The organism is Candidatus Protofrankia datiscae, assembly GCF_000177615.2.
In the GTDB taxonomy this organism is placed as follows: domain Bacteria; phylum Actinomycetota; class Actinomycetes; order Frankiales; family Frankiaceae; genus Protofrankia; species Protofrankia coriariae.
In genome coordinates this window covers 4321233-4336417 of the sequence record NC_015656.1, presented here as the reverse complement: position 1 = coordinate 4336417, position 15185 = coordinate 4321233, and the positions used below count along the sequence as shown (strand labels likewise).

The 15185-nt window shown below is 71.6% G+C and carries 15 protein-coding genes; 14 read left to right on the top strand and 1 reads right to left on the bottom strand.

The genetic code is table 11. The features are described 5' to 3' along the window. Window positions 1-43 precede the first annotated feature (43 nt). Window positions 44-775, top strand: coding sequence for a DUF2786 domain-containing protein (locus tag FSYMDG_RS18155; protein ID WP_013874841.1), 732 nt, complete (start codon window positions 44-46; stop codon window positions 773-775). Between the two features lie 124 nt (window positions 776-899). Here FSYMDG_RS18155 and FSYMDG_RS18150 read toward each other — a convergent pair whose 3' ends face one another. Further along, on the bottom strand, window positions 900-1235 hold the full coding sequence (locus tag FSYMDG_RS18150; protein WP_013874840.1) for a hypothetical protein: 336 nt from the start codon (window positions 1233-1235) through the stop codon (window positions 900-902). On the opposite strand from FSYMDG_RS18150, the gene FSYMDG_RS18145 reads away from it, so the two are divergent. The 13 genes from FSYMDG_RS18145 to FSYMDG_RS18090 all read left to right on the top strand — a co-directional run bounded on the left by FSYMDG_RS18145 (window position 1234) and on the right by FSYMDG_RS18090 (window position 15113). Next, a complete protein-coding gene (locus FSYMDG_RS18145) occupies window positions 1234-1581 on the top strand; it encodes an acylphosphatase (protein ID WP_043607010.1) in 348 nt (115 codons plus the stop codon). The genes FSYMDG_RS18150 and FSYMDG_RS18145 overlap by 2 nt on opposite strands. Window positions 1582-2035: 454 nt before the next feature. Then, entirely contained in the window at window positions 2036-2230 is a 195-nt protein-coding gene (locus FSYMDG_RS29795) for a hypothetical protein (protein WP_013874839.1), read from the top strand. Between the two features lie 374 nt (window positions 2231-2604). Continuing rightward, window positions 2605-6366 carry an AAA family ATPase gene (locus FSYMDG_RS18140; protein WP_013874838.1) on the top strand — a complete coding sequence of 1254 codons (3762 nt, stop codon included), beginning with the start codon at window positions 2605-2607 and terminating at the stop codon, window positions 6364-6366. Between the two features lie 45 nt (window positions 6367-6411). After that, a complete protein-coding gene (gene ftsY, locus FSYMDG_RS18135; RefSeq protein WP_013874837.1) occupies window positions 6412-7653 on the top strand; it encodes a signal recognition particle-docking protein FtsY in 1242 nt (413 codons plus the stop codon). A 416-nt stretch (window positions 7654-8069) separates the two neighbouring features. Beyond that, window positions 8070-9662, top strand: coding sequence for a signal recognition particle protein (gene ffh / locus FSYMDG_RS18130; protein WP_013874836.1), 1593 nt, complete (start codon window positions 8070-8072; stop codon window positions 9660-9662). Between the two features lie 204 nt (window positions 9663-9866). After that, complete coding sequence (gene rpsP / locus FSYMDG_RS18125) at window positions 9867-10325, top strand: 30S ribosomal protein S16 (RefSeq protein WP_013874835.1); 459 nt, start codon at window positions 9867-9869, stop codon at window positions 10323-10325. Beyond that, window positions 10326-10559: an RNA-binding protein gene (locus FSYMDG_RS18120; protein WP_013874834.1), complete on the top strand. Its 234-nt coding sequence runs from the start codon at window positions 10326-10328 to the stop codon at window positions 10557-10559. A gap of 12 nt (window positions 10560-10571) precedes the next feature. Next, a complete protein-coding gene (rimM, locus tag FSYMDG_RS18115; RefSeq protein WP_013874833.1) occupies window positions 10572-11198 on the top strand; it encodes a ribosome maturation factor RimM in 627 nt (208 codons plus the stop codon). A 29-nt stretch (window positions 11199-11227) separates the two neighbouring features. Next, complete coding sequence (gene trmD / locus FSYMDG_RS18110) at window positions 11228-11977, top strand: tRNA (guanosine(37)-N1)-methyltransferase TrmD (RefSeq protein ID WP_013874832.1); 750 nt, start codon at window positions 11228-11230, stop codon at window positions 11975-11977. A 237-nt stretch (window positions 11978-12214) separates the two neighbouring features. After that, window positions 12215-12565 (top strand): 50S ribosomal protein L19, encoded by a 351-nt coding sequence (gene rplS / locus FSYMDG_RS18105; protein ID WP_013874831.1) that lies wholly within the window; start codon window positions 12215-12217, stop codon window positions 12563-12565. A gap of 256 nt (window positions 12566-12821) precedes the next feature. Next, window positions 12822-14144: a signal peptidase I gene (gene lepB / locus FSYMDG_RS24830; protein WP_013874830.1), complete on the top strand. Its 1323-nt coding sequence runs from the start codon at window positions 12822-12824 to the stop codon at window positions 14142-14144. Then, on the top strand, window positions 14095-14823 hold the full coding sequence (locus FSYMDG_RS18095; protein ID WP_013874829.1) for a ribonuclease HII: 729 nt from the start codon (window positions 14095-14097) through the stop codon (window positions 14821-14823). Before lepB ends, FSYMDG_RS18095 begins: the two co-directional genes overlap by 50 nt. Continuing rightward, a complete protein-coding gene (locus FSYMDG_RS18090) occupies window positions 14820-15113 on the top strand; it encodes a DUF2469 domain-containing protein (protein ID WP_013874828.1) in 294 nt (97 codons plus the stop codon). Before FSYMDG_RS18095 ends, FSYMDG_RS18090 begins: the two co-directional genes overlap by 4 nt. The last annotated feature ends 72 nt before the right edge of the window (window positions 15114-15185 follow it).

Below are 15185 nucleotides of genomic sequence, written 5' to 3'. Positions count from 1 at the left end.
GCGGCTGTCGGCAGCTGGTAGTGGGAGGAGCGCGACAACCGTCATGGACGCGGACGCCGCCCTGGGAAAGATCCGCAAGCTGCTGGCGATGGCCGAGGCCGAGGGCCTGCCCGAACAGGCTCGGGAGTCCTACAACGACAAGGCCGCGGACCTCATCGCCCAGTACGGCATCGACCGGGCGCTGCTGGAGGAGACAGCGCCCACCACAGCGACGGCCGGGGACGTCGTGCTGGGCGTCGACCATCCCTATGCCCGGGACAAGATTACCCTGTTGGCCGCCATCGCCGGCCCGCTCGGCTGCCGGCTGATCCACCGGACGAACCCGCTGGGCGGCGCGATCGCGCACGCGGCGCACCTGTTCGGGATGGCGGCCGATCTGGAACGGACCCAGATCCTCTACACGTCCCTGCTGGTCCAGCAGGCGCACGCCCTCGCGCTGGTTCGGGTGCCGCCCGCGGAGGACGTCCGCGCGTTCCGCCGATCCTGGATGGCCGGGTTCGCCGCCGCCGTTCAGAGCCGGCTCACCGCGGCCGAGTCCGGGGCCAGGGAACGTCACCGGTCCGGGCATGCCGGCGGTCGATCGGTCGATCTCGTCCTCGCCGACCGGTCGGCGAGGGTCGACCGGCACGTCGGCGAGGTCTATCCGCGGCTGCGCACGACGCGGTCGCGCAACCTGTCCGGGTCGGGCGGGCTGGCCGGCTTTCAGGCCGGGCAGCGAGCCGATATCGGCGCCGGCAGCCGCCTCGCCAGCAGGCCCCACCGCAAGCAGCTGTGACCAGCCAGGGGAGGTCGGGCGCGTCAGCCGCGGGCGTGTCGGTCCAGGTGGGGCCGGTGCGTCGGTGGCTGCCGTCGGATCGGCACCTGACCTGTTGTCGGATCAGTACCAGATCGGTACCGGATCAGTATTTGCCACCGGGGATGTTGGGGACCGCTGTCTGGGTAGGGCCTGACGTTCGGGGCGGGGCGTAGCCGGGCCCGATGATCTCGGCTGCGGCGGGCTCAGGCTCCGGTATCGCGCTGCGCAGGCCTTCGGTGCTGGCTTTCGGCACCGGCAGCACGCCGCCGTCCTGCTCGAAGTTCTGGCCGCAGCCGCCGAGGAGCAGCGTCGACGGGATGACGATGGCGCACACCGTCGTCAGCGCGACCCGGCCGCGGCGGTACCGGCGCGACCGAGGCTGACGGAAGCGGGGGGAATGTGTCGTGTCCACAGTGATCCGGTATCCTACCGGCTTCATGCGTGACGTTCCCGCCTGCCCGCACGGCGGCCCCGCCGATTCCGCTGTTTCCGGTGACTCCGCGTCCGGGGAGCCACCGGTTCGGCTCACGGCATGGGTGTCGGGGACCGTACAGGGTGTTGGTTTTCGTGCGTATGTTCGATCGAGGGGGCGTCGGCTCGGCCTGGTGGGTTCCGCGACCAACCTCGCGGACGGCCGGGTCGAGGTGATCGTCGAGGGTCCGCGCGCGGACTGCCAGACTCTGCTGGAAATGTTGCGGGCGGGACACACGCCCGGCCGGACGACGCAGGTGACGTACTCCTGGTCGCCGCCCAGCGGTGACCTGCTGAATTTTGTTCGTAAGTGACGCGTTTGTTGACACTCCCAATCGTCCGGTCCGGCATCAATCGTCCGGTCCGGTCCGGTCCGGTCCGGTCCGGTCCGGTCCGGTCCGGTCCGGTCCGGTCCGGACCGGTGTGCGGGTGGGTCGCGGTGGGATGCCAGCGGGCTCGTGTGTACCGGGTTGGTAACGGTCCCGGCGCGTATCGGCCGGCTGACCGGCCGTGTCGGTGTGGGTGGCATGACAACCCGGTGACATGAGTGTCCGTCGTGCCGACGGACACTCCGACAGGCCCGGGTGTCCCCATCTCGACAAAACGCCGTAGTCGGCGAGTGGGGTATGGCATCGTCTTGACTTTCGGTCGCAAGACGTGCCATCCTCGATTCATTGTCTGGCGCGTCGTGTGGCCTGCCTGAGCCGGTTGGCCAGGTCGCAGCGCATCCCGCACCCGCTCGGTCACTCATCGTGGAGGACCACTATCATGGCGAAGGCCCTTTTCGGCCACGTCGGCTCTGGCAACGACGTTCGTTTGTCGTATGAGGTACGCCGACTTCGTGCGCGTGTAGCAGAACTGGAGGACGAGCTCGCGCGTAGCCGCGCTCTCAATGATGCTCTTGAAGGGGTCGATGTCTCGGATGAACTCCGAGCGTTCGAGGCAGAGCCCGCGCTGACCTGATCCTCCTGGACCCGCAGCGGGACCCAAGGGACGTTTCTCTTCATGGGGAACGTCCCTTTGTGTTGTCGGCGGCATTCATGAAACCTCCCGTCGAGGTTTCCCGCCATGCCTGTGACGTAGCGAGCTCCGTCGATTTCTGTCGGTGATACGATTCATCTTCCGGTGCCCGCCTGTCTCGGTCTCCGCCGGTCCCTGTCAGGCCGCCGCACCCGGCCCCGGTTCGCCACCGGACACCGCAGTATCGTGAGTACCCGATCGTCCCCTCGGGCATGGCGGCAGAGACGGGCCTACGCACGCATGGCGGGCCCGACCGTCGGTGACACTGTGCGGCCAACTGTCCGCGGCCCGTTCCCTGCGACAGCTGTCGGAGACCGGTGCACCTCAAAAGCCTCACCCTGCGGGGTTTCAAGTCGTTCGCGAGTTCGACGACTCTGCACCTTGAGCCCGGTATCACCTGCGTGGTCGGGCCGAACGGCTCCGGCAAGAGCAACGTCGTCGACGCCATGGCCTGGGTCCTCGGCGAGCAGGGGGCCAAGGCGCTGCGCGGCGGCACCATGTCCGACGTCATCTTCGCGGGTACCCCGTCGCGGCCGCCGCTGGGCCGCGCCGAGGTGCTGCTGACCATCGACAACACCGACGGCGCCCTGCCGATCGACTACAGCGAGGTCACCGTCGGCCGGCTGATGTTCCGCAGCGGCGAGAGCGAATACACGATCAACGGCAGCACCTGCCGGCTCCTGGACATCCAGGAGCTCATGAGTGACTCCGGGATCGGCCGCGAACTGCACGTCATCGTCGGGCAGGGGCAGCTCGACGCGGTCCTGCACGCCCGCCCGGAGGACCGCCGTGCCTTCGTCGAGGAGGCGGCCGGCGTGCTCAAGCACCGCAAGCGCAAGGAGAAGGCGCTGCGCAAGCTGGAGGCGATGGCCGCCAACCTCACCAGGCTCACCGACCTGTCCGCCGAACTGCGCCGTCAGCTCGGCCCGCTCGGCCGGCAGGCGGAGATCGCCCGTAAGGCGGGCGTCATCCAGGCGACGCTGCGTGACTCCCGGCTGCGGCTACTCGCCGACGACATCGTCACGGCCCGTGGCGACCTGGCAACCGACATCCGGGACGAGGAGGCGCTGCGAGCCCGTCTCGCCACGGTGGGCCGTACCCACACCGAGGGGCAGCGGCGCGAGCAGGAGCTGGAGGCGGCGCTGGCCGCGGTGACTCCGCGGGCCGCTGCCGCGGGCGAGGTCTGGCACGCCCTGGTATCCCTGCGGGAACGCATCCGGGGCACCCGGTCGCTGGCCGCCGAGCGGGCCCGGCTGCTGCGGGCCGGTGCCGAGGAGCAGCGCAGCGGCCGTGACCCCGAGCAGATGGAGCAGGAGGCCGCCGCGGTCCGGGAGCAGGAGAACGCGCTGCTGACCCGGCTGGACGCCGACCGCGACAGCCTCGAGGAGGTCGTCACCCGCCGGGCGCGGCTCGAAGCCGCGCTCGCCCAGGAGGAGAAGGCGCTGGTAGCGGCCGCGCGGGAGGCGTCGAGCCGGCGGGAGAACCTCGCCCGGTTGGCCGGCCGGGTCGAGGCTGCGAGATCCCGGGCCGCCAGCGCCGAGACGGAGATCGTCCGGATGTCCGAGGCGGTGGATGCGGCCCGGCTGCGCGGCGGGGAGACCAGCGACCAGCGGATCGCGCTCGAGTCGGAGCTCGCCCGGATCCGGACCACCCGCGGCGAGCTCACCGCGCGCCACGACGAGGCGGTGGCGGTGCACACCACCGCCACCGACCGGTTGGAGGAACTGCGCGCGCAGGAGCGTTCCGCCGAACGCGACCGGGCGTCCTGGCAGGCTCGCCGGGAGGCGCTGACCCTGTCGCTGACCCCGCGCGACGGTGCCGCGGCACTGCTGGACGCCGCCGCCGACAGCTGGACGCCCCCGCCCGCCGGCCAGACCGGCGCGGGTAGCGGAGCCGGCGGACCTGCCGGCAGGGGAAACAGGGGCAAAGAGCCCAAAGGGAAAAAGGGGAAGGCCGGCCGGGAGGCCGCCGGCGGGCAGGACAGGGTCGCCGCCGACGCCGCGGAGGTCGCGGACGTCGAGGTTCGTGTCGAACCGCCCACCGGCATCCTCGGCCGGCTCACCGGATGGCTGTCGGTCGAGCCGGGGGCGGAGGTGGCCGTCGCGACCGTGCTGGGCCCGGCCGCCGACGCCGTCGCCGTCGCCGGCACCGACGACGTCACCGCCGCGTTCGAGTGGCTGCGGGCGGTCGACGCCGGCCGGGCGTCCCTGGTCGTCGCCGCCGAGGGCGCGGCGCCGGGCGCCGCGGCCGACAGCGCGGCCGACCCGGCGCGGGCCCTGTCGCCACAGGCCCGCGGCGGTGGCGTACCCGCGGCCGATCTCGTGCGGGTCGGTGACCCGCGCTATGCCGCGGCTGTCGCGCGGATGCTCGCCGCCACCCTGGTGGTCGACGACCTCGCCGCCGCGGTGGAGGTGGTCCGGGCACATCCCGACATCCGGGCGGTCACCCGGGCCGGTGACGTGATCGGGCCGGCGCTGGCCACCGGCGGCAGCGCCCGGGCACCGTCCCTGCTGGAGCTGCAGGCCGCCGCCGAGGAAGCGGAGAGCCAGATGTTCGCCGCGGCCGGCCGCGGCGAACACGCCAGGGGAGCGGTCGCCGCCGCCGGGGAGGAGGTCACCCGGGCCCGCGGCGGGATCGACGAGGCGCTCGCGGCGCTGCACGGCGCCGACGCCCGGCACCGCGCGCTCTCCGAGCAGCTCTCCCAGCTGGAGCGGGCGAACCGCTCCGGCGCGGCCGAGATCGAACGGCTCGAACGGGCCCGCGCCCAGGCCGAGACAGCCCGTGACCAGGCATATGGCGCGCTGGCGGAGCTGGAGGCGGCGCTGGCCGCGGCCTCGGACGAACCAGAGAGCGGCGAACGCTCGTCAGCCGAACGCGACCGGCTGGTCGCGGCGACCTCGGCCGTGCGCGCCGAGGAGGTCGAGGCCCGGCTCGCCGTGCGCACCAGCGAGGAGCGGGCGCGGGCGCTGGCCGGCCGCGCGGACGCGCTGGTGCGTTCCGCCGCGAACGAACGTGCCGCGCGGATGGCCGCGGCGCGCCGCCGGGAGGTCCGGGAACGCCAGGCAGCGGTGGCCGCGGCGGCCGCCGACGCCGCCGACACCGCCCTGACCGCCCTGGAACGCTCTCTCGTCGCCGCCGACACCGAACGCCAGCGCGTCGAGGCGCTGCGCCGGCAGACCGAGTCCGACCTGACCGGCGTCCGTGAGCAGGTCCGCACGCTTGCCACCGAACTCGCCGCGCTGCGCGACGACGTCCATCGCGACGAGCTCGCCCGCGCCGAGAAGCGCCTGCGGGTCGAGACGTTGGAGACCAAGGCGATGGACGAGCACGGGATAGCCGCCGACGACCTGGTCGCCGAGTACGGGCCGGACGTCCCGGTGCCGCCGGACACCCCCGACGGTGAGCCCGTCCCGTTCGACCGGGCCGAGCAGGCGGCGCGGGCGGCCGCCGCGGAGAAGCAGCTGAACCGTCTGGGCAAGGTCAACCCGTTGGCGCTGGAGGAGTTCGAGGCGCTGCAGGAGCGTGCGGCGTTCCTCTCCACCCAGCTCGACGACATCAAGAACACCCGTCGTGACCTGCTGCTGGTCGTCGCGGAGGTCGACGAGCGGGTGCGGGAGGTCTTCCGGGCGGCGTTCGCGGACACCGCGCGGGAGTTCGAGACGGTCTTCGCGACTCTCTTCCCCGGCGGTGAGGGCCGGCTCGTCCTGACCGACCCCGACGACATGCTCACGACGGGTATCGAGGTGGAGGCCCGGCCGCCGGGCAAGAAGGTCAAGCGGCTGTCGCTGCTGTCCGGTGGAGAGCGGTCGCTGACGGCGATTGCGCTGCTGCTGGCGATCTTCCGGGCCCGCCCGTCGCCGTTCTACGTCCTCGACGAGGTCGAGGCGGCTCTCGACGACCGCAACCTCGGCCGCCTGCTGGAGGCGCTGGAGGGGCTGCGGGAGAAATCCCAGTTGATTGTCATCACCCACCAGAAGCGCACGATGGAGATCGCTGACGCGCTCTACGGAGTGGCGATGCGTGGTGACGGGGTCACCACGGTGATCAGCCAGCGGTTGCGCGAGCGCGCCTCCGCCTGAGCCTCGGCCTGAGCACAGCACGCCTGGTCTGCCAGGATCGAAGGCGTGGAGTACGTCCTCATCATTATCGCGATCGTCGTGTTCGCCGTCGTCACGGCCGCTGGCCTGGTGGTGGGCACCCGCCGCCGCGGGCGGGCGGGCACCGCAGCCCCCGGCCACGCCCCCGACCGGCCGCAGCCAGGGACGGACTACCCGCCCGGGGTGGGTGACGACGCCGAGGTGCCGCGGGACTCCCCCCGCCGGACGGTCGACACGGTCGATCTCCCGGCCGACCTTGATATTCCCGCGCCCCCGACCGGGGCCGAGACCGGGCTGTACGAGCTGGAGCTGGAGAAGGTACCGGAGCTGGAGGTGCCGGCCCCGGCCGCGGGCCGGCTGGTGCGGCTGCGCGCGCGTCTGGCCCGCTCCCAGAGCAGCCTGGGCCGTGGCCTGCTGCTGTTGCTGTCCGGGGACAACCTCGACGAGGAGGTCTGGGAGGACGTCGAGACGACCCTGCTGGTCGCGGACGTCGGCGTCACGCCCACCGAGGAGCTGGTCGCGTCGTTGCGGACGAAGGTGAAGGTCCTCGGCGCGCGCCGGCCCGCGGACGTCCACGTCCTGCTGCGCGACGAGCTGCTTGCCCAGATCGGCACCAGCACCGACCGCACGGTTCAGGCGTTCGCGCAGGGCCGGCCGGCGAACATCCTCGTCGTCGGGGTGAACGGCACCGGCAAGACCACGACCTGCGGAAAGATCGCCCGTCTTCTCGTGGCGGATGGCCGGCGGGTCGTGCTGGGCGCGGCGGACACCTTCCGGGCCGCCGCCGCCGACCAGCTGGAGACCTGGGGCAGCCGGGTCGGGGCGTACACGGTGCGCGGCAGCGAGGGCGGCGATCCGGCGTCGGTGGCCTTCGAGGCGGCCAAGCGGGGGATCAGCGACGGCGTCGACACGGTGGTGATCGACACCGCGGGCCGTCTGCACACCAAGACCGGCCTGATGGACGAGCTCTCCAAGATCAAGAAGGTGGTCGCCAAGCTCGGCCCCGTCGACGAGGTGCTGCTGGTGCTGGACGCGACCACCGGCCAGAACGCGGTCGAGCAGGCCAGGGTCTTCACTCAGGCGGTGGACATCACCGGGGTCGTGCTGACCAAGCTCGACGGCACCGCCAAGGGCGGCATCGTGATCGCCGTACAGCGGGAGCTCGGTGTCCCCGTGAAGCTGATCGGCCTGGGGGAGGGTCCGGACGACCTCGCGCCCTTCGAGCCGGAGGCGTTCGTCGACGCGCTGCTCGGGGACCCGCCGGACTGAGCCGCGACACGTGGGCGACAAAGTCCTGAAACGCAACATCGGAACGTACAACGCAACACAGCAGGTGAGCCGGTAGAACCAGGCCGGGGACCACGGTGTGGCCACTGGGTCCGGCGCCGAAGCTTCTTCCGTACCCGCATGCCGCGACCTACAGTGCCGGGGTGAGGATTTCACTCCCGGTCGGTGGCGACGGCCGGGATGGACGACGTCCGGCGAGGTGTCCCCACCATCCTCGGTGTGGAGGGCGGAGATCACGGCGGGTCCGCCTGTGATCGTCGTGTGGGTGCGCCTCGCCGGGGCTTGGTGATCTTTGTGGTTCCGTCGGGCGGGGCGTTGCCGAGCGGTCCGGCTCCGGTCCGGGCCGGTGGGTGCGTACCCTGAGAGTTGCGGTCCGCCAGCGATCCCGGAGTGTGCGCGTGTTCGACACCCTGTCCAGCCGTCTCGACAAGGCCTTCTCGTCACTGCGTGGCAAGGGGCGGCTGTCCGAGGCCGACATCAGTGCGACCGCCCGGGAGATCCGGGTGGCGTTGCTGGAGGCCGACGTCGCTCTGCCGGTGGTCCGGGCCTTCGTCGGCGCCGTTCGGGAGCGGGCCAGGGGCGAGGAGGTCTCGACCTCGCTGAACCCCGCCCAGCAGGTCATAAAGATCGTCAACCAGGAGCTGGTCACGATCCTGGGCGGCGGGACGACCACCCTGCGGTTCGCCCGGACGCCACCCACCGTCATCCTGCTGGCGGGCCTGCAGGGGACGGGCAAGACGACGCTGGCCGGCAAGCTCGGCCGGTGGCTGAAGGAGCAGGGTCACACCCCCCTGCTCGTCGCCGCCGACCTGCAGCGCCCGAACGCCGTCACGCAGCTTCAGGTCGTCGCCGGCCAGGCCGGTGTGGACGTGTACGCGCCCGAGCCCGGCAACGGCGTGGGCGACCCGGTCGCGGTCGCCCGCGCCGCCGTGGAGCATGCCCGCCGCCGCCTGCACGACGTGGTCGTCGTCGACACCGCGGGCCGGCTCGGCGTGGACGCCGACATGATGCGCCAGGCCGCCGACATCCGGGACGTGACGTCCCCGGACGAGATCCTGTTCGTCGTCGACGCCATGATCGGCCAGGATGCCGTCACCACCGCGCAGGCGTTCGCCGACGGGGTGGGCTTCACCGGGGTGGTGCTCACCAAGCTCGACGGTGACGCCCGTGGCGGTGCCGCGCTGTCGGTCGCGCACCTGACCGGCCGTCCGATCATGTTCGCCTCCACCGGTGAGGCGCTGGACGACTTCGACGTCTTCCACCCCGAGCGGATGGCCTCGCGCATCCTCGGGATGGGCGATGTCCTCACCCTCATCGAGCAGGCCGAGAAGGCATTCGAGGCCGAGCAGGCCGAACAGCTGGCGGCGAAGATGGCCGCCTCCGAGTTCACCCTCTCCGACTTCCTCGAGCAGATGCTCACCGTCCGCAAGATGGGGCCGATCGCCAACCTGCTCGGGATGCTGCCCGGCATGGGGCAGATGAAGGATCAGCTCGCCCAGATCGACGACCGGGACGTCGATCGAGTGGTGGCGATCATCCGGTCGATGACGCCCGCTGAGCGTGACGATCCGCGCATCCTGCAGGCCTCCCGCAAGGCGCGGGTCGCCCGCGGCTCCGGGGTGACAGTCACCGAGGTCAACCAGCTCCTCGACCGGTTCGAGGAGGCGCGCAAGGTCATGAAGCAGATGGCCGGCGGCCTCGGTGGGCCCGGTGGGGCGCTGCGCGCGAAGTCGGCCGCGGGCCGCAAGGCCGCCAAGAAGGCCAAGGGCGCGAAGCGCAAGGGCAACCCCGCCGCCCGCGCCGCGCAGACGCAGGCGCAGCGGGCCGCGGCCGAGGCGCGGCGGGCCGGTGGGCTGCCCGGCGGGCCCGCCGGGCAGGCGCCCGGGCTCGGCGAGGGCGAGCTGCCCGACCTGTCGGCCCTGATGCGCGGCGAGGGTCTGCCCGGTGGCGCTTTCCCGCCGCCCGGGCAGGGGCATGGCCGGCGGCGCTGATGGCGCTGGCGGCGCCACCGGCGCCCGGGCACACCCCGCGTCGGGCGATCTGGCAAACTGGGATGGCGGTCCGGGGTTTCCGCCCTGGTCCCGTTCACCATCGGCGCCGCGAGTGGCGTCCGGCAAACCCAGCTACCGGTACTCCGCATCCGCACCTGTGGTGTCCGGTGACTACTGACGTACGTCTGGAGCAGTTCGACAATCGTGGCAACCAAGATCAAACTTCAGCGCCTCGGCAAGATGCGCGAGCCGCACTACCGGATCGTCGTCGCGGACGCCCGTACCAAGCGGGACGGACGGGTCATCGAGACGATCGGGCAGTATCACCCGAAGTCCGACCCGAGCATCATCAAGGTCGACGGTGAGCGCGCCGGATACTGGCTCGGTGTCGGTGCCCAGCCGACCGAACCGGTACTCGCGATCCTCAAGGTCACCGGTGACTGGCAGAAGTTCAAGGGTCTTCCCGCCCCACCACCGGTGAAGGTCGCCGCCCCCAAGGCCGACAAGCGCGAGGTGTTCCAGGCTGCGGCCAAGGCCGCGGCCGGTCTCACGGACAAGCCCGCCACCACGCCGAAGAAGGGCAAGAAGGCGACGGAGGACGCGCCCGCCGCTGGGAAGACCGAGCCGGCGGCGGCCGAGTCGCAGGCTCCGGAGGGGCAGTAAGTGCTGGAAGCCGCCCTCGAGCATCTTGTTCGGGGCATCGTCGACCACCCGGACGATGTGCACGTGAACCTGCAGTCGGGCCGGCGGGGTCGCACCCTCCAGGTCCGGGTACATCCGGACGATCTCGGCAAGGTCATCGGGCGCGGCGGGCGGACAGCCCGCGCGCTACGGACGGTCATGGCCGGGGTGGGTGGCCGGGGCCTGCGGGTCGATGTGATCGACGTCGACCGGTAGGGCCGTCTGCAGATGACTGTCGGAACACACGGCGAAAGCGCCACCAGCCGGCCGCGGTCCGCGGCAGCGCGTGACGGAGACGGTCCTGCCGCCGACCCGGCGGCGGACGAGCCGGTCGTGGTCGGCCGGATCGGCCGTCCCCACGGCATCCGGGGCGAGGTGACGATCGACGTCCGTACGGACGTTCCCGAGCGCAGGTTCGCGCCCGGGACGCACCTGTGTGGCGAGCCGCCCACGGCCACGCCGCTGATGGTGGCTGTGGCGCGTTGGCACGCCGGCCGCCTGCTGGTGCGCTTCGAGGGCGTCGGCGACCGCGACGCCGCCGAGGCCCTGCGCGGTCGCGTTCTCACCATCGCCGCCGGTCAGGCGGGCCAGGCCGCGGACGACGGCGACGAGGATGCCGGCAACCTGTGGTGGGACCGCGACCTCGTCGGACTGCGGGTGGTCACGGTTGATGATGCCGACGTGGGCACGGTCGTCGACGTCGTCCACACGCCCGCCGGGGAACTGCTCGCCGTCGAGCACGTCGGCGGCCGTGAGGTGCTCGTCCCGTTCGTGCGTGAGATCGTGCCGACGGTCGAGGTGCCGGTCGGCCGGATCGTCGTCGACCCGCCACCGGGCCTGTTCGACCTGGAGTAGCGCGGCGGACCTGGAGCAGCGGAGCGGTTGTGCGCGTCGACATAGTTACGATCTTCCCCGACTATCTCAGCCCGCTGGAGCTGTCCCTGGTCGGTAGGGCCCGCGCGCGCGGCATCCTCGACGTCCACCTGCACGACCTGCGGCAGTGGGCCGACGACGTGCATCGCAGTGTCGACGACGCCCCCTACGGCGGTGGGCCGGGCATGGTCATGCGTCCGCAGCCGTGGTGGGCTGCGCTGACCGAGATCCGCGCGCTGGGCGCGGCGGACGGCCGGCGGCCCCGGATCGTCGTCCCGACCCCGGTCGGACGGCCCTTCACGCAGGCGTACGCCGCCGATCTCGCCGACGTGCCATGGCTGGTGTTCTGCTGCGGCCGTTACGAGGGCATCGACGCGCGTGTCATCGACGAGTGGGCCGACGACGAGATCTCCATCGGGGACTACGTTCTCGCCGGGGGAGAGGTCGCCACCCTGGTCATCCTGGAGGCGGTCACCCGGCTGCTGCCCGGCGTGGTCGGCAACGCCGAGTCCGTGACGGACGACTCCTTCACCGACGGCCTGCTGGAGGCCCCGGTGTACACCCGGCCGGCGGTGTGGGGTGACCGTGAGGTCCCGGCCGTGCTGCGCTCCGGCGACCACGCCGCCATCGGCCGGTGGCGGCGGGCCGAAGCCCTGCGGCGGACCGCGCAACGCCGTCCGGACCTGCTCGCCCGCCAGGACCAGGCGGCGGCGGACGATGGCTCGGGTGGGGCCGGCTCGAACGCGCGTGTGGCACAGTAGGATACGGTTTCCGGCCGTCCGCCGCACCGGGTGACATCACTCGGCGTGAGCGGGCACCGAGCGGATGCCATCAGGGGCCAATGCCAGCACAACTGCCAGCACAACTGCCAGCACGGCCCGCTGGTGCGCAGACCGCTGGTGTGTGGTCCGCTAGTAGGTGCTCCGTTACAGTGGCTCACCTCCGCCGGCCGGACCAGGCCCGACCCGTCCCGTCATCACCGCGAGAAAGCGACTGCCATGCAAACCCTGGACAGCCTCGACGCCGCGTCACTGAGGACCGACGTCCCGACGTTCTGGCCGGGCGACACCCTGAAGGTTCATGTTCGTGTCGTCGAGGGCAACCGCCAGCGCATCCAGGTCTTCCAGGGCGCCGTGATCCGGCGGCAGGGCGGCGGCGTGCGCGAGACCTTCACGGTCCGTAAGGTCAGCTTCGGTGTCGGCGTGGAGCGGACCTTCCCCGTCCACAGCCCGGTGATATCCAAGATCGAAATTGTCACCCGCGGGGACGTTCGCCGCGCGAAGCTCTACTACCTGCGTGATCTGCGTGGCAAGGCGGCGAAGATCAAGGAGAAGCGCCGGCCGGCGTAGGCCGTGCCCGGCCGGCCGTGGCGGTTTGGCGGGCCAGAGCTGACACTGGAACTGAGGATGGCTGACACGACCGGCTGTGGTGCAGCCGTTGCGGCATGATCGCAACCGGTGCGTGTGGCGACCCGAACATCGGACACGCGTCCGCCGTGGCGTCGTTGGAGCCGGCCAGGCGCGTAGGGTGGTCAGCGATCGTTTTCAACCGGGTTCCCCGGACAGCACATTCCAGCCCGAGTCGGCGAACCCATGAGGTGGCGCGGTGAGTGGAGCCGAGCACAGTCGTCCGATGCGCTGGGGTGGGCCTCCGCCCGCCGGCTCCACGGGCGGCCGCGAGGACGACGCGGTCGACACGCCCGGAGAGCGGATCGGCTCCCCCCTACCGGCCGACGACGAAGCGGCCGGGTCCACATCGGCTACCACCCGGCCGCAGCCGGGTCCGGTCGGCGTGCCTGGCCGGAATCAGGGGCACCCGGCCGCTGTCCCCGACGACGGCCGGCCGGCCGGCCGTCAGACCGAGGCCGTAGGCGACGCTACCGGGGAGAACGTCATCGGTGAGAACCTGACCGGTCAGGAGTTCCCGGAGCCCCAGCGGGCCGGGGTGGATGCCACGGACGGCCTGCCCACCCGCCAGCGCCCGGGCCGCGGCGGCCGCGGTGGCCGCGGCTCGTTCGCCCGTGAGCTGCCGTTGCTGGTCCTGATCGCCTTCCTGCTCGCCCTGCTCATCAAGGCGTTCCTCGTCCAGGCGTTCTGGATACCGACCGTGTCGATGGAGCGCACCCTGCTGGTCAACGACCGGGTGCTGGTCAACAAGCTCGTCTACCGTTTCCGGGACGTCCACCGTGGCGAGATCGTGGTGTTCAACGGGGACGGGACCGGTTTCGAGCGGGCCGAGGTCCTGGTCACTCCGCCGGGCAACGTCTTCTCCCGGGCGCTGCGGTCGGTGCAGGGGATGCTCGGCCTCGGCGCGCCCAGTGACAAGGACTTCATCAAGCGTGTCATCGGTGTGGGCGGTGACACCGTCGCGTGTTGTGACGCCCAGGGACGGGTGACGGTCAACGGCCAGCCGCTGGACGAACCGTACGTGTACGAGAACAGCCCGCTCGGCGGGGGCCGTGAGTTCGAGCCGGTGAAGGTGCCACCCGGCGAGCTGTGGGTCATGGGTGACCACCGCGGTGAGTCCTCGGACTCCCGGGTGAACGGCACCATCCCGCAGAGCAAGGTCGTCGGCCGGGCCTTCGTGCGGGTCTGGCCCCTGAGCCGGATGGCGATCCTGAGCCCGCCGAACATCTTCGCCGCCGCGGGTGCGCAGGCGGCGGGCGCCGCGCCGCTTGCCGGCGCCGGGCTGGCGGGAGCGGCGATGGTGGGCGTCGCCACCACGGCGCGGCGCAGGCGAGCCTCGCCCGGTACCCTGCCGACGCGACCGGTGAAACGGCTCGGGAGGAACGCAGGTGACGACAACGGCGACGGCCCGTCAGCCCACCGCGACGGCCGCCGGTCGCGGTGGCGCCCGGCGGCCCGCCGAGGGCGTCCGGCTGCGGCCCCTCCCGCCGTTCGCGCCGACCGGCGCGGCGGTCCGAGGTGAGAGCGGGCTGTGGGGCTGTGAGCGTCTCCTGCGGCGCCGGGGGTTCGCGCCCGTGGCCGGCGTCGACGAGGCCGGCCGTGGCGCGTGCGCGGGGCCGCTCGTGGTGGCCGCTGTCGTCCTCCCCGCGAACGGGTCGCGCCGCCTCGTCGATCTCGCGGACTCCAAGCGGTTGTCGCCGCGGTTACGTGAACAGGTGTTCGACGAGATACTGTCTGTCGCCCAGGCGTGGGCGACCGTCGTGATCCAGTCATCCGAGATCGACGCGTGCGGTGTGCACGTGGCGAACATCGCCGGGATGCGCCGGGCTGTGGCACGCCTGGGCCGGCGGCCGGGGTACGTCCTCACCGACGGGTTCGCGGTGCCGGGGCTGGGGGTCGCCTCCACCGCCGTGCTCAAGGGTGACCAGGTCGTCGCCTGTGTGGCGGCCGCGTCGGTGGTGGCCAAGGTGACCCGGGACCGGATCATGAAAGATCTCCACCACAGGCATCCCGAGTACGATTTCGCCCAGCACAAGGGGTATGTAACGGCCGGGCACGCCGCGGCACTGTCCGCGTACGGGCCGTGCGAACAGCATCGGATGTCGTATGTCAATGTGGCACAAGCTCAACGTGAACGACTGGCGCGGCTGGAGGACGCCGTGACACGGACCGGGCTACCCAGCGCGACGGAGAGCGCATGAGCGCCGAAGACCTCGAGAAGTACGAGACCGAGATGGAGCTCCAGCTCTACCGTGAGTACCGGGACGTCGTCGGTCTCTTCTCCTATGTGATCGAGACGGAGCGTCGCTTCTATCTCGCGAACGACTACCAGATCGAGGCCCGCAACAGCGCCGGTGAGATCTTCTTTGAACTCACCCTGCGTGATGCCTGGGTCTGGGACATGTTCCGGCCGGCGAGGTTCGTGAAGAACGTTCGAGTGGTCACGTTCAAGGACATCAACGTCGAGGAGCTGACCAAAGCCGAGCTCTAACCTGTGGACGGGCGAATGACGCAGGCCCGTTTTGTCCACAGATCGGCAGCTGATCTCGTTCTGTCCGTTTTC

What these genes read in the sequence shown, in the direction of transcription:
- FSYMDG_RS18155 (WP_013874841.1), top strand. Translation starts at nt 44, where the DNA reads ATGGACGCGGACGCCGCCCTGGGAAAGATCCGCAAGCTGCTGGCGATG.
- FSYMDG_RS18145 (WP_043607010.1), top strand. Translation starts at nt 1,234, where the DNA reads ATGCGTGACGTTCCCGCCTGCCCGCACGGCGGCCCCGCCGATTCCGCT.
- FSYMDG_RS18150 (WP_013874840.1), bottom strand. Translation starts at nt 1,235, where the DNA reads ATGAAGCCGGTAGGATACCGGATCACTGTGGACACGACACATTCCCCC.
- FSYMDG_RS29795 (WP_013874839.1), top strand. Translation starts at nt 2,036, where the DNA reads ATGGCGAAGGCCCTTTTCGGCCACGTCGGCTCTGGCAACGACGTTCGT.
- rimM (WP_013874833.1), top strand. Translation starts at nt 10,572, where the DNA reads ATGACTGTCGGAACACACGGCGAAAGCGCCACCAGCCGGCCGCGGTCC.
- rplS (WP_013874831.1), top strand. Translation starts at nt 12,215, where the DNA reads ATGCAAACCCTGGACAGCCTCGACGCCGCGTCACTGAGGACCGACGTC.
- FSYMDG_RS18090 (WP_013874828.1), top strand. Translation starts at nt 14,820, where the DNA reads ATGAGCGCCGAAGACCTCGAGAAGTACGAGACCGAGATGGAGCTCCAG.